Here is a 14,169-nt window from a genome sequence, read left to right on the forward strand (position 1 = left end):
GGGACGCTGTGGCTCTACACCGGGGGCGAGGGGGCGCTGTATCGCCAGCTCGGCTGGGAGGCGGTGGAGCAGGTGCCGCAGGGCGGGCAGAGCGTGCTGCTGATGAAGAAAGCGCTGGGGGGCTGAGAACGCCCCCCAGGCTCGGGTCAATCCTGGAAGCGGACGGTCGCGCCGTGGCGCGCCTCGGCGGGCAGGCAGAGGGCGGCCAGCACCGGCGCGACATCGGCCGGCTGGGCGATGGCGGACTGGTCCTCGCCCGGCATGGCCTGGCCGCGCAGCTTGGTCGCCACCACGCCCGGGTCGAACAGGTTCACGCGCAGCGCGGTATGCTCCACCTCCTGCGCCCAGGTCTGGACCAGGTGCTCCATCGCCGCCTTGGAGGTGCCATAGGCCCCCCAGAAGGCCTTCGGCTGCTGCACCCGGCCGGTGGTGACGAAGACGGCGCGGCCGGCAGGCGCCGCGCGCAGCGGCGGGTCGCAGGTGCGGATCAGCCGCCAGGCGGCGGTCAGGTTGGTGCCGATCACGTCGGTCCAGTCGCGCGGGGTGATATGCGCGACCGGGGTCAGCGCGCCCAGCGCGCCGGCATTGTGCACCAGGATGTCGAGGCGGCCGAAGCGCTCCACCAGGGAGGGGCCGACCATGTCGATCTTGTCGGCGTCCTTGACCAGGTTGAAGGGCAGCAGGGTGGACTGGCCGCCGGCGGCACGGATGGCGTCGTCGGTCTCCTCCAGCCCGCCCTGGGTGCGGGCGATCAGCACGCAATGCGCGCCGAGCCGCGCCAGCGCCTGGGCCGTCGCCGCGCCAATGCCGCGGCTGGCGCCGGTGACCAGCGCGACCTGTCCGTCCAACGGGCGGCCGGCGAGCATGCCGGCCTCCGCGGTGGCAGACTGGCTCATTGGCCGTTGGCGGCCAGCAGGGCCGGCATGCGCTCCGGATGGTCGACCAGGTCGGTCAGCGGGATGGCATAGTCGCCGGTGAAGCAGGCGTCGCAATAGCCGGGATTGGCGGCGTCGCGGCCGTCGCGGCCCAGCGCGCGGTACAGGCCGGGCAGCGAGATGAAGGCGAGGCTGTCGGCGCCGATGATGCGCGCCATCTCCTCGACGTCATGGTTGGCGGCCAGCAGCTTGCTGCGCTCCGGCGTGTCGATGCCGTAGAAGCAGGAATGCGTCGTCGGCGGCGAGGAGATGCGCATATGCACCTCCTTGGCGCCGGCCTGGCGCACCATCTCGACGATCTTCTTCGAGGTGGTGCCGCGGACGATGGAATCGTCCACCAGGATCACCCGCTTGCCCTCGATCATCGGCCGGTTGGCGCTGTGCTTCAGCTTGACGCCCAGGTGGCGGATCTGGTCGGTCGGCTCGATGAAGGTGCGGCCGACATAGTGGTTGCGGATGATGCCCAGCTCGAAGGGAATCCGCGCCTCGGTCGCATAGCCCATCGCCGCCGGCACGCCGGAATCGGGCACGGGGACGACGACATCGGCCTCGACATGGCTTTCGCGCGCCAGCTCCTCGCCGATGCGCTTGCGGGTCGTGTAGACCGGCGTGCCCTCGACCACGGAGTCGGGGCGGGCGAAGTAGATGTATTCGAAGATGCAGAAGCGGTTCTGCGTGCGGCCGAAGGGCTTGATGCTGCGCAGGCCGTTGTTGTCGATGACGACGATCTCGCCCGGCTCGATGTCGCGCACGAAGTCGGCGCTGACGATGTCGAGGGCGCAGGTCTCGCTGGCCAGCACATAGGCGCCGCCCTCGCCGCCGATGCGGCCCAGCACCAGCGGGCGGACGCCCATCGGGTCGCGCGCGCCGATCATGGCGCCGTCATGCAGCCCGACGAGCGAGTAGGCGCCCTGCACCTGCTTTAGCGCGTCGATCAGCCGGTCCACCACGCTGGCGTAAAGGCTGATGGCGATCAGGTGGATGAAGACCTCCGAATCGGAGGTGGCCTGGAAGATGCAGCCGCGGCGGACGAGCGCGCGCTTCAGCGTCACGGCATTGGTCAGGTTGCCGTTATGGGCGACGGCCAGGCCACCGAACTCGAAATCGGCAAACAGCGGCTGGACGTTGCGCAGCGCCGTCTCGCCGGTGGTGGCATAGCGGTTGTGGCCGACGGCGCAGCGGCCCTTCAGCCCGGCCATGACCTTGGCGTCGCCGAAGATGTCGCCGACCAGGCCGAGGCCGCGATGCGCGTGGAACTTGCCCGGCTCGGAGAGGGTGACGACGCCAGCCGCCTCCTGGCCGCGATGCTGCAGGGCATGCAGGCCGAGCGCCGTCAGCGCCGCCGCATCGGTCGCATTCCAGACGCCGAAGACGCCGCATTCCTCATGGAAGCCGTCGTCATCGTCCCGGGAGGGGTCATGGGGCAGGGGGTGCATCGGCGTCCTCGTTACCGGCCTCGGGCCGGGGGTCGCAGCAGCTCGTCCATGCTGGGCATGCTGCTCTGCGGCAGGTCTGGAAGTCGGGGGCGATACTCCGGTGGCAGCCGGGAGACAAGCATCGCTGCCGCCCCGGCCGTCACCGGCAGGCTTCGTGCCTCGCGCACCGGCTCGGGCCAACGGTCGACGGCGGGCAGGAACAGTCCGCCCACGATATAGGTGAGGACAACCAGGAAAGCACCCCGAACCAGTCCGAAGACCATGCCGAGCGCGCGATCCAGACCCCCGAGGACCGAAGCCCGCACCTTGCCGGCAAACCAGCCGATCAGCAGCTTCAGCACGATCAGCGCCACGACGAAGGCGGCGGCGGCGGCGACGAGCTCGGCCAGCCAGGCGGGCTGGATATGCTCGGCCAGCAGCGGCGACAGCCCCGGCAGCACGGTGATGGCGAACAGCACGGCGCCGATCCAGGCGCCGACGCCCAGCACCTCGCGCACCAGGCCGCGGAAGAAGGCGATGAGCGCCGAGAGGGCGAGCACCGCGAGGACAATGCCGTCCACCCAGGTCATCGGCGCCAGCCTATAGCCAAGCGGGGGGGCGCTGTCACGCCTCGCCCGCAGGCTCCGGCGCCTTGCGGCGCGGCGTGTCCTTTGTGCCACCCCCCTCATCGGACTTGGGCGACCTGGGCTTGGCCGCGGCGGCGGCGGCCATCGGCGCGACCAGGTCGGCCAGATGGCCGATCTCGGTCAGCTTCAGCCCGTCATGCGCCGAGGCCGTCCGCCCCGGCCGCGAGACGCGGCGCGGCAGGGTGGCGGCGGAAAAGCCCAGCTTGGCCGCCTCGCGCAGCCGCGTGTCGGTCTGGGCGACCTGGCGGATCTCGCCGGACAGGCCGATCTCGCCGAGGAAGACCATCTCCGGGTCGGTCGGCCGGTCGGTGGCGGCCGAGACCAGGGCGGCAGCGACGGCAAGATCCGCCGCCGGCTCGTTCACCCGCAGCCCGCCGGCGATGTTCAGATAGACGTCGTTCTGGCCGAGGCTGACCCGGCAGCGCGATTCCAGCACCGCCATCAGCATGGCCAGCCGTCCGGAATCCCAGCCCACCACCTGCCGCCGCGGCGAGCCGCCGGACGGCGAGGGGGAGAGCAGCACCTGCACCTCCACCAGGACCGGCCGCGTCCCCTCCATCCCGGCGAAGACGGCACTCCCAGAAATATTGCCGCGGCGCTCGGCCAGGAACAGGGCGGAGGGGTTGGCCACCTCCATCAGCCCGCGATCGGTCATCTCGAAGACGCCGATCTCGTCGGTGGCGCCGAAGCGGTTCTTCACCGCGCGCAGGATGCGGAACTGGTGGCCGCGATCGCCTTCGAAATAGAGCGTGGCGTCGACCATGTGCTCCAGCACGCGCGGGCCGGCCAGCGTCCCTTCCTTGGTGACATGGCCCACGAGGACCACCGCGAAGCCGCGCGTCTTGGCCAGCCGGGTCAGCTCGGCGGCGCAGGCGCGCACCTGGCTGACCGTGCCGGGGGCGGCGTCCAGGCTGTCCAGCCAGACGGTCTGGATGGAGTCGATGATGACGAGCGTCGCCTCCTTCTCCTCCTCCAGGCTGGCCGCGATGTCGCGGAGGCTGGTGGCGGCGGCGAGGCCCAGCGGGCTGTCGGTCAGCCCCAGCCGCAGCGCGCGCAGCCGCACCTGGTCGATCGCCTCCTCGCCCGAGATATAGAGGACGCGCTTCCCGGCATTGGCGATGCGCGCCGCCGCCTGCAGCAGGATGGTCGACTTGCCGATGCCGGGGTCGCCGCCCACCAGCACCACGCTGCCGGGGACAAAGCCGCCGCCCAGCACCCGGTCGAGCTCCGCCATGCCGCTGACGGTGCGCGGCGGCGGGGCGGCGCGGCCCTTCAGGCCGACGAAGTCGATCTTGCGCCCGCCCGAGGACTTCCCCGCCGGACCCGGCGCGCGGATCTCCAGCTGCTCCTCGGCGATGGTGTTCCATTCGCCGCAGGTCTCGCAGCGGCCCTGCCACTTCGAGGAGACGGCGCCACAATTCTGGCAGACGAAGCGGGCGGTGGGTTTGGCCATCCGCCCGGTCTAGAACAAAGTGGGTACGGGAGGAAGTGGCGTCAGCCGCCTTCGCCCTTCATCGCCGGCACCAGCAGCCCGACATTGTGCCGGACCATCGCCTCGTAAGTAGGCGCCGGGCCGCCCTCGGCCGACAGCGCATCCGAGAACAGCCGGCCGCGCACCCGAACATTCGCCTCGGCCGCCAGCCGGTCGAGCAGCGCCGGGTTGGTCATGTTCTCGATGAAGACGGCGGTGATGCCCTCCGCCTTCAGCTGCCGCGCCAGGGCGGCAACGGCGCGGGCGCTCGGCTCGCCCTCGGTGCTGACGCCCTGCGGCGCGCGGAACTCCACCCCATAGGCGGCGGCGAAATAGCCGAAGGCGTCGTGGCTGGTCACCACCTTGCGCCGCGCCTGCGGCACGCTGGCCACCTGCTGCCGCACCCAGCCATCCAGCGCCGCCAGCCGGCCGACCAGCGCCTCGGCATTGGCGGCATAGAGCGACGCCCCCTCCGGATCGGCCGCCGTCAGCCCGGCCGCGATGGTGCGGACATAGGCCTGGCCGTTCGTCAGGTCCTGCCAGGCATGCGGGTCGGCCACCGTCTCGCCCGGCTTGCCGTGGCTGTGGCCGTGGCCATGATCGTGCCCGCCCTCCATCCGCCGTGGCGTGATGCCCGTGCTGGCGACCACCGTTGTCACCTTGCCGCCGGCCGCGGCCAGCAGCCGGTCCAGCCAGGGCTCGAAGCCCAGCCCGTTGCGCACGACGAGCTGCGCCTCCCGCAGCGCGGCGACGTCGGAGGGCCGCGGCGAGAAGCTGTGCGCATCGGCATCGGGCCCGACCAGCGCCCGCACCGTGACGCGCTCGCCGCCCACCTGCCGCACCAGATCCGCCAGGATCGAGAAGGACGCCACCACCCGCAACGGCGCCGCCGCCCGCGCTCGGGTCGCCGCGAGGAGGAGAGGGGCGAGGAAGAGAGAACGGCGGAGCATGGGCGAGCACTCTCGAGAGAAGTTATGTTATAGTGTATCGAATAGGCTCGTCAGAGCAGGGAAGCAAGCGAAGACAGAGGCAGGCCAGGGGAATGAATTCCCCTGGACCCCATCTTTTTTCTGATCACCGGCCGTTCAGAGATCTGCGCCTCACCGGCAGCAGCACCCGGGCATCACGGCGGGACGCCATCATACAAAAACAGCGCGCCCTTTCAGGTCGCGCTGCCGCTGGGCCGTTTCACGTACTGTCTCCACGTGGACACGGCAGTCACCCCAGAAAAAAGATGGGGGTCTGGGGGAATTCATTCCCCCAGCCTGCCCAAAACCTTACTTCCTCAGCTCCATGCCAATAGGGCCCTCGCGCTCACCGCGCGCGAACTGGTCCACCATGGCATTCCCCGTCTGGCCCAGCTCGGCGGCGGAGCCGGTCCAGACCATGCGGCCCTTGTGCAGCATGGCCGCCGTGTCGCCGATGCGGCGGGCGCTGGCCATGTCGTGGGTGATCGAGACCGCCGTCGCACCCAGCGTCTTCACGCAATCGACGATCAGGCCATCGATCACGGCGCCCATGATGGGGTCGAGGCCGGTGGTGGGCTCATCGAAGAAGATGATCTCGGGCTCGGCGGCGATGGCGCGGGCCAGGCCGACGCGCTTCTGCATGCCGCCCGACAGCTCCGAGGGGGACAGGTCGCCGACGCTGGCGGCCAGGCCCACCTGGGCCAGGACCTCGGCGGCCTTGTCGCGGGCGCGGGCGCGGGTGATGCGCTTCTGGGCCAGCAGCTTGAAGCAGACATTCTCCCAGACGGGCAGGCTGTCGAAGAGGGCGCCGTTCTGGAACAGCATGCCGATGCGATCGTTGAGCTCTTCGCGCTCGCGGCGGGGCATGGACAGGATGTCGCGGCCGTCGATCTCGATCGTGCCGGCATCGGGGGTGATCAGCCCCAGGATGCATTTGATGGTCACCGACTTGCCGGAGCCGGAGCCGCCGAGGATGACCATGCCATGGCCGGCGGCGATGTCGAGGTCGACGCCATCGAGCACGGTCTTGGCGCCGAAGCGCTTGGTCAGGCCGCGCAGGCGGATTTTCGGGGTGTCGGTCATCAGCCGAAGAACATCTCGGTCAGCACGTAGTCGAGCGCCAGGATCAGGATGGAGGAAGACACCACCGCCGCGGTGGTGGCGCCGCCGACGCCCTGCGCGCCGCCGCGGCTGTTGTAGCCGTGGTAGCAGCCCATCAGGGTGATGACGAAGCCGAAGACGGCGGCCTTCACCAGGCCGGAGATGACGTCCTCGGCCTGCATGAAGTTCAGCGTCGAGGCCAGGTAGGTGGTGGAGCCGAAGCCCAGCTTGGTGGTGCCGACCAGCCAGCCGCCCATGACGCCCAGGATGTCGGCGACCACCACCAGCAGCGGCATGGCCAGCGTGCCGGCCAGCAGCCGCGGGGCGACGAGGTATTTCATCGGGTTGGTCGACAGCGTGGTCAGCGCGTCGATCTGGTCGGTGACGCGCATGGTGCCGATCTCGGCGGCGAAGGCGGCGCCGATGCGCCCCGCCACCATCAGCCCGGCCAGCACCGGGCCGAGCTCGCGGGTGATGGAGAGGACCACCACGTTCGCCACTGCGCTCTCGGCGCCAAACCGGGAGAAGCCGGAATAGGATTGGAGGGCCAGCACCATGCCGGTGAAGATCGCGGTCAGCGACACCACCGGCAGGGAGAAGAAGCCGATCTCCAGGAAGGCGCGGCCGAAGAGGCGCGGATAGAAGGGCGGCCGCAGCAGGTGCGAGACGCCGTCCAGCGCGAAGAGCGCGATGGCGCCGACCGAGCGGCAGGCGCCCAGCACGCCGCGGCCGATGGCGGCCAGGACATTCAGGATCAGGGTCAAGTCAGCGGGCCTGCAGCGTCATGCGGGGGAATGGCGACGCCGGTAGCGGGCGCCCAGCGAGGTCAGGATCTCATAGCCGATGGTGCCGGCCAGCGCCGCCAGATGGTCGGGGGTCTGGGCCGGGCCGATCAGCTCGGCCATGCCGCCGACCTGCGCCGCGGGGGCGTCGGTGACGTCGAGGGTGATCAGGTCCATCGAGACGCGGCCGACCAGCGGTGCGGCCTGGCCCTCGACGAAGGCGGTGCCGCGGCCGGACAGCGCGCGGAGATAGCCATCGGCATAGCCGGCGGCGATGGTGGCGATGCGGCTGGGGCGCGCGGCGGTCCAGGCGGCGCCGTAGCCGACCGTGGTGCCGGGGGCGATGTCGCGGATCTGCAGGATCGGCACCAGCAGGCGCATCACCTGGCGCATCGGGTTGGGCCGGCCCGGGGTCGGGTTGATGCCGTAGAGCGCGCAGCCCGGCCGCGCCAGGTCGGAGGCGAATTCTTCCCCGAGGAACAGGCCCGCGGAATTGGCGAAGCTGGCGGGCAGGCCGGGCAGCGCCGCGCGGGCGGCCGCGAAGCGGGTGGCCTGCAGCGCGGTCAGCGGGTGGCCGGCCTCGTCGGCGCAGGCCAGGTGGGTCATGACGTAGCGCAGGCCGAGCGCCGACAGGTCGCCGGCGGCGGCCAGCTCGGCCGCGTTCAGGCCGAGGCGCTCCATGCCGGTGTCGACATGCAGGATGGCGCCGGTCAGGCCGGCGGCGCGGGCGGCGGCGATATCGGTCGGGCCGTTCAGCACCGGGGTCAGGCCAGCGCCGCCATCGGCGCCCGGCGGGAAGCCGCCGAGGACGGCGATCATCGGCCCGGCGCCGAGCGCCGCGCGCAGGGCGAGGCCTTCGGAGAATTGCGCCACGAAGAAGTGCCGGCAGCCGGCCTCGGCGAGCGCGCGCGCGACCGGGCCGGCGCCCAGGCCATAGGCGTCGGCCTTGACCACGCCGGCGACCGGGCCGCTGGCGTGGCGGGCCGAGAGGTCGCGCCAGTTGGCCACGATGGCGCCGAGGTCGACCAGCAGCTCCGCCTCGGCGGCCCCGGCCGCGGCGCGGGGGGGCAGAAGGTCAGTAATCACTGCCGCCGCCATGCATGTCCCCATGGGTGGTGTCGAGGTCGCCGAAGCGGGTGAACTCGGCCTCGAAGAACAGCGGGATGGTGCCGGTGGGGCCGTGGCGCTGCTTGGCGACGATCAGGTCGGCGCGGTTGTAGGCCTTTTCCATCCGGTCCTTCCAGCTCGCCAGCGCGGTCTCGTACTTGTCGGCGCTGTCGAAGTTGGTGTTCTTCGGCTCCTGCATCTTCAGGTAGTAGTCGTCGCGGTAGACGAACATGACCATGTCGGCATCCTGCTCGATCGAGCCGGATTCGCGCAGGTCCGACAGCTGCGGCCGCTTGTCCTCGCGGTTCTCGACCTGGCGCGACAGCTGCGACAGCGCGATGACCGGCACCGCCAGCTCCTTGGCCAGGGCCTTCAGCCCCTGGGTGATCTGGCTGATCTCCTGCACGCGGTTCTCCGGGCGGGAGCCGGCGGCGGGGCGCATCAGCTGCAGGTAGTCGACGACGATCAGGCTGAGGCCCTTGGTGCGCATCAGCCGGCGGCAGCGGGTGCGCATGGCCGAGATGGTGATGGCGGGCGTGTCGTCGATGAACAGCGGCAGGCGGGCCAGGTCGCGGCTGACCTCGACGAACTTGTCAAAGTCGCGCTGCTGGATCTCGCCGCGGCGGATGCGGTCGCCGGAGACGCGGGCCTCCTCCGAGAGCAGGCGGGTGGCGAGCTGGTCGGCGCTCATTTCCAGCGAGAAGATGGCGCAGCCGCCGCGCGGCACGGCGCCCGGCCCGTGCTCGTCCTCGGCGCTGCGCAGCAGCGACTTGGCGGCGCCGAAGGCCACCTTGGTGGCCAGCGCCGTCTTGCCCATGCCGGGGCGGCCGGCGAGGATGATCAGGTCCGACGGATGCAGCCCGCCGGTCTTGCCGTCGAGGTCGCGCAGGCCGGAGGGCAGGCCGGAGACGCCGCCGCCATGGGCGAAGGCCTTCTCCGCCAGGTTCACCGCGTCGGTCAGCGCCCGGTTGAAGGTGACGAAGCCGCCTTCCGAGCCGCCATCCTTGGCCAGCTCGAACAGGGCCTGCTCGGCGGCCTCGAGCTGCTCCTTGGCGGCGAGCTCGGCCTCGGCGCCGAAGGCGCGGTTGACCACGGTCTCGCCCAGGTCGATCAGCTGGCGGCGCAGCCAGGCGTCGTGGATGACGCGGCCATATTCGCCGGCATTGATGATGCCGACCATGGCGCCGAGCAGCTCGGCCAGGTAGCCGGTGCCGCCGACCTCTTCCAGGATGCCGGAATGCTCGAATTCGGCGCGCAGCGTGATGGCGTCGGCGAGCTGGCCGGCCTCGATGCGGCGCTGGATGGAGGCGAAGATGCGGCCATGGACGGCGTCGGCGAAATGCTCGGGTGCGAGAAATTCGGAGACGCGCTCATAGGCCTTGTTGTTGGACAGCAGGGCGCCCAGCAGCGCCTGCTCCGCCTGGCGGTTGAAGGGGGGCTGACGCTGCGAGAGAGTGAGCAGCCCTTCGCCGGGCGGGTTGACGCTGTTCATGCGGCGCAATCTAGCCCGCCCGTCCCCTGGGCGGGAGGGGTTGAAATGTACCAGTCGCGGCCGGGTGAGTCACAAGGTGGGAGATCCGAGAACCTCAGCTTCCTGGTGGGGGTCCAGCGGGCAGGGCCCCCTGGCCTCGGCTTGGTGGATATAGTCCCGCGTGAGCGGCAGGGCGGCCACGTCCCGGGTCATCTGGATCTGCCAGTTCATGTGCCCCATGCGCCGGAATGCCAGCTCCGACCCCACCAGGTAGAATTCGAACATGCGGCAGAAGCGCTCGTCATAGAGCGACTGGATGGCGTCGCGGTTGGCAGCGAAGCGGCGGCGCCAATGGGCGATGGTCTGGGCATAGTGCAGGCGCAGGATCTCGATATCGGTGGTCCAGAGGCCGGCCTTCTCGACATGCGGCAGCACCTCCGACAGCGCCGGCGAGTAGCCGCCGGGGAAGATGTATTTCGACAGCCAGGGATTGGTGCTGCCCGGGCCGTCGCTGCGGCCGATGGCATGCACCAGGGCGACGCCCTGCGGCTTCAGCGCCGCGTGGATCCTGCGGAAGAAGGTGCGGTAGTGGTCGATGCCGACATGCTCGAACATGCCGACCGAGACGATGCGGTCCACCGGCCGTGACCAGTCGCGGTAGTCCATCAGCTCGAAGCGGACCTGGCCCGAGAGGCCGGCCTCGGCGGCGCGCGCCCGGGCGGCCTCGAGCTGCTCGGTGGAGAGGGTGATGCCGGTGACGCGGGCGCCATGCTCGCGCGCCAGATGCAGCGCCATGCCGCCCCAGCCGCAGCCGATGTCCAGCACCTCCAGCCCGGGGCGGTCGAGGTGCAGCTTGGCGGCGATGTGGCGCTTCTTGGCCTCCTGCGCCTCCTCCAGCGTCTCCTGACCGGTCGGGAAATAGGCGCAGGAATACTGCCGGTCGCGGTCGAGGAAGAGGGCGTAGAGCCGGCCGTTCAGGTCGTAGTGGTGCGCCACGTTGCGGCGCGAGCGCCCGGCCGGGTTGAGCTGGTCGAAGCGGCGGCGCAGCCAGCGCAGCTTCTCCATCAGATGCTCGCCGGGGTGGCCGAACTGCATCAGGTTCAGCGCCAGCAGGTCGGTGACCTCGTAGAGGCCGCAGTCCAGCGGCAGCAGCTCGCCATCCATGTAGCCCTCGCCGAAGGCGAGGCCCGGATTGGTGACCAGGCGGCGCTCGGCGCGCGGGGTGCGGATGTCGAGCCCCGCGCTGGGATTGCCCAGGGGCCCGTCGGTGGCGCCGCGATAGACCCGGCGGCTGCCGTCGGGATAGCGGACGGTGAGGGTCCCGCGCCGGATCATGCGGGACAGGATGCGATCGAACAGCATGGTCCGAGCCCCTGATCATCTCCACGGATGATCAGCTTCGGACTCTGTCATCAGCCTGTCCACTCACGCGGATGGGAGGCGTGACCGGCGCCGCGCATGCCAGATCTGCATGAAAAAGGCGTCCCCCCAAGGGGGGACGCCTGATTCGCTTCCGACCGTCCCAGGGAGCGCGAGGCCCCCTGGAGAAGGGATCAGTTCTCGCTCGCAGCGCCCAGCTCGGACAGCTCGGCGGCCAGCTCGGCCTCCAGGCTCTCTTCCTCGGCCTGCTGCTCGGCGCGGACGTCCTCGCCACGGGCCTGCTTCTCGGCTTCTTCCGGGGAGCGGGCGACGTTGACGGAGACCATCAGCATCACTTCCGGATGCAGCGCGACCTTCACCGGGGTCACGCCCAGGGTCTTGATCGGCTGGTCCAGCAGGATCTGGTTGCGGGCCAGCGTCAGGCCGGCGTCCTTGCAGACGTCGGCGATGTCGCGGCTGGAGACGGAGCCGTACAGGCCGCCCGACTCGCCCGCCTGGCGGATGATGACGACGGTCAGGCCGTCCATCCGCTCGGCGACGCGCTCGGCTTCCTCGCGGCGCTTCAGGTTCTGGGCCTCGAGCTGAACGCGCTCGCGCTCGAAGCGGGCCAGGTTCTCCTGGTTGGCGCGGATGGCCTTGCCCTGCGGAAGCAGGAAGTTGCGAGCGTAACCCGGGCGGACCTTCACCAGCTCGCCCATCTGGCCGAGCTTGTCGACCCGCTGCATCAGGATGACTTCGATCATCGGTGTAACCCCGATCTCACATGTTGGCGGGCGGGTTGCGGCGCCCGTACTGTTCGAGGAGGCCGAGCGCCACAAGGATCAGGGCACCCGGCAGGCTGAAGACGAGAATGAGGACATAGAGCAGGATCAGCAGCGGCAGGCGGGCCGAGAAGCCCGCCAGCCGGGAATGCATCGCGGCCAGGCCCTGCAGCACCAGCGGAACCGCCAGCACCAGGCAGAGCGAGAGCGGCAGCAGCTCGGCGGCCGGATCGGCCACCAGCCACAGCACCCCCGCCAGCGCCGGCAGCGCCGGATACCAGACCGGCAGCCGCGCCGCGCGCCAGGCGGGATCGGCCGCCAGCGCCAGGCCGCGGCGATGCAGGAAGCCCTGCGCGCCCGCGGCATTGGCCAGCAGCGTCAACCCGACCCACAGCGCCAGGGCCGCGGCCTGCAGCCGGACGATCTGGCGCAGCACGGCTTCCGGCACCTCGGCGCCCATGCGGGCGAGGCCGGTGGTGATGGCGTCGCGCAGCAGCGCCTCCAGCCCGCCCTCGTTGCTGGCCAGCAGGCTGGCCAGGACGAGGAGGAGGGCCGGCCAGATGCCGAGCAGCGCCAGCGGCAGGCCGAGGGACAGCCGCGCCGTCCCCGGTTCCGCCTGCGGCGATGCATCCTGGAGCCCGGTGCCCAGCAGCAGCAGCGCCGGCGCGCCGTAGAGGGCGAGCCAGAACAGCAGCGGCACGACGCCCGGCGTGGTCAGCAGCAGCGCCAGGCTGGCGATCGCGACCGCGATGGCCAGCGAAGCCTTGCCGAAGCCGAGGCCGGCCAGGAACAGCGGCATCGGCGCCAGCCAGAACAGGCCCATGCCGCCGGGCACGCCGCGGAAGGCGGCCAGCGCGGCCAGCGCCGAGACGAGCCCGCCCGCCGCCCCCGCCAACAGGCGGGGGTCGTCGGTCAGGCCGATCCGGGGCTGCCCCGCTGCCATCTTCCGTCCAGATCCTTGCTTTCAGTCCAATCCCGTCCGCGGCCCTCAGTCGTTGATGACGTAGGGCAGCAGGGCCAGGAAGCGGGCGCGCTTGATGGCGTTGGCCAGCTCGCGCTGCTTCTTCCCCGACACGGCGGTGATCCGGGAGGGGACGATCTTGCCGCGCTCGCTCAGGAAGCGGCTCAGCAGGCGCACGTCCTTGTAGTCGATCTTCGGCGCGTTCGGGCCGGAGAAGGGGCAGGACTTGCGGCGGCGGTAGAAGGGCCGGCGGGCGCCGACGGCCGGGCGGCGGGCGGCGATGTTCAGCTCGGTGGACTCGGACATGGTCGATTACTCCTCGCCGCCAGCGTTGTCGCCTTCGTCGCGGGGACGGGCGCGGTATTCCTCACGGTCGTCGTTCCGCTCGCGGCGGCCCGAGGAGAAGCGGCCGGCAGCCGGGCGCGGGCCACGGAAGCCACGGTCGCGCTCGCGGTCGTCGCCACGCTTGGCGAGGATGGCGGAGGGGTTCTCGTCGATCGTCTCGATGCGCAGCGTCATGTGACGCAGCACGTCCTCGTTCAGGCCGAGCTGACGGGCGACTTCCTGCTCGGCGGCGGCCGGGCAGTCGAGACCGAGGAGCATGTAGTGCCCCTTGCGGTTCTTCTTGATCCGGTAGGCCAGGCCGCGCAGGCCCCAGTACTCGCGCTTCTTCACCTCGCCACCGGCTTCGGTGACGATGCTCGCGATCTGGTCGGTGATGGTCTCGACCTGCTGCTGGGTCAGGTCGTTGCGTGCGATGAGCACGGTCTCATACAAGGGCATGGGGTCTCCCTGTGGCTGTCTCAGCCCAGGCGACGTCGGCACCATGCCGGCGGCACGCAAACGGGCATAGCCGGGCGCGATGCCTCGCGCGCCCGGCAGGGGAGCGCGGCTTGAACCATAAAGCGCCCGCAGCGGCAACCAATTTATGCCCGCGTCCTGCGGGGAGGGCCCGGCCCCCGGCGCAAGGCTCCGCCCACTCTATAGAAAGGTGCAGGTCCCGGTCGGCAGGCCGGAATCCGGTCCGGATCCTCGGCTTTTCCGCAACGGCGGGCGGGGTAATGGGGCCTTCATCCCGTGTCAACAATGGAGCGGCGCCAAGCCGTGCTTCGCCCCTGGCCGCCGGTGCGGAAAAGCCGAGGATCCGGACCGGATTCCGGCCTGCCGACC

General features: G+C 70.7%; 14 protein-coding genes. All 14 read right to left on the minus strand.

Annotated elements, in window-relative coordinates; all coding sequences use genetic code 11:
• Positions 1-146: 146 nt before the first annotated feature.
• Positions 147-896 (minus strand): SDR family NAD(P)-dependent oxidoreductase, encoded by a 750-nt coding sequence (locus BKE38_RS27155; RefSeq protein WP_242662587.1) that lies wholly within the window; start codon positions 894-896, stop codon positions 147-149.
• Positions 893-2,371 (minus strand): amidophosphoribosyltransferase, encoded by a 1,479-nt coding sequence (gene purF, locus BKE38_RS27160; RefSeq protein ID WP_076960313.1) that lies wholly within the window; start codon positions 2,369-2,371, stop codon positions 893-895. Before purF ends, BKE38_RS27155 begins: the two co-directional genes overlap by 4 nt.
• A gap of 11 nt (positions 2,372-2,382) precedes the next feature.
• Positions 2,383-2,940: a CvpA family protein gene (locus tag BKE38_RS27165; RefSeq protein WP_076960314.1), complete on the minus strand. Its 558-nt coding sequence runs from the start codon at positions 2,938-2,940 to the stop codon at positions 2,383-2,385.
• A gap of 34 nt (positions 2,941-2,974) precedes the next feature.
• Positions 2,975-4,450 (minus strand): DNA repair protein RadA, encoded by a 1,476-nt coding sequence (gene radA, locus BKE38_RS27170; protein WP_083747907.1) that lies wholly within the window; start codon positions 4,448-4,450, stop codon positions 2,975-2,977.
• Positions 4,451-4,491: 41 nt separating this feature from the next.
• Positions 4,492-5,418: a metal ABC transporter solute-binding protein, Zn/Mn family gene (locus tag BKE38_RS27175; RefSeq protein WP_076960315.1), complete on the minus strand. Its 927-nt coding sequence runs from the start codon at positions 5,416-5,418 to the stop codon at positions 4,492-4,494.
• A 327-nt stretch (positions 5,419-5,745) separates the two neighbouring features.
• Positions 5,746-6,519: an ABC transporter ATP-binding protein gene (locus BKE38_RS27180; protein ID WP_076960316.1), complete on the minus strand. Its 774-nt coding sequence runs from the start codon at positions 6,517-6,519 to the stop codon at positions 5,746-5,748.
• On the minus strand, positions 6,519-7,301 hold the full coding sequence (locus BKE38_RS27185; RefSeq protein ID WP_076960317.1) for an MlaE family ABC transporter permease: 783 nt from the start codon (positions 7,299-7,301) through the stop codon (positions 6,519-6,521). Before BKE38_RS27185 ends, BKE38_RS27180 begins: the two co-directional genes overlap by 1 nt.
• 18 nt (positions 7,302-7,319) lie before the next feature.
• Positions 7,320-8,417, minus strand: coding sequence for an alanine racemase (alr, locus tag BKE38_RS27190; RefSeq protein WP_106409320.1), 1,098 nt, complete (start codon positions 8,415-8,417; stop codon positions 7,320-7,322).
• Positions 8,395-9,918: a replicative DNA helicase gene (locus tag BKE38_RS27195; protein WP_076960318.1), complete on the minus strand. Its 1,524-nt coding sequence runs from the start codon at positions 9,916-9,918 to the stop codon at positions 8,395-8,397. Before BKE38_RS27195 ends, alr begins: the two co-directional genes overlap by 23 nt.
• Before the next feature lie 69 nt (positions 9,919-9,987).
• Entirely contained in the window at positions 9,988-11,259 is a 1,272-nt protein-coding gene (locus BKE38_RS27200) for an SAM-dependent methyltransferase (protein WP_076960319.1), read from the minus strand.
• A gap of 191 nt (positions 11,260-11,450) precedes the next feature.
• Positions 11,451-12,020, minus strand: coding sequence for a 50S ribosomal protein L9 (gene rplI / locus BKE38_RS27205; RefSeq protein WP_076960320.1), 570 nt, complete (start codon positions 12,018-12,020; stop codon positions 11,451-11,453).
• Positions 12,021-12,036: 16 nt separating this feature from the next.
• On the minus strand, positions 12,037-12,981 hold the full coding sequence (locus BKE38_RS27210; protein ID WP_076960321.1) for a hypothetical protein: 945 nt from the start codon (positions 12,979-12,981) through the stop codon (positions 12,037-12,039).
• Positions 12,982-13,026: 45 nt separating this feature from the next.
• Positions 13,027-13,305, minus strand: coding sequence for a 30S ribosomal protein S18 (rpsR, locus tag BKE38_RS27215; RefSeq protein ID WP_076960322.1), 279 nt, complete (start codon positions 13,303-13,305; stop codon positions 13,027-13,029).
• 6 nt (positions 13,306-13,311) lie between these two features.
• On the minus strand, positions 13,312-13,782 hold the full coding sequence (rpsF, locus tag BKE38_RS27220) for a 30S ribosomal protein S6 (RefSeq protein WP_076960323.1): 471 nt from the start codon (positions 13,780-13,782) through the stop codon (positions 13,312-13,314).
• Positions 13,783-14,169: the final 387 nt, after the last annotated feature.

Source organism: Teichococcus deserti, assembly GCF_001982615.1.
Classification (GTDB): domain Bacteria; phylum Pseudomonadota; class Alphaproteobacteria; order Acetobacterales; family Acetobacteraceae; genus Pseudoroseomonas; species Pseudoroseomonas deserti.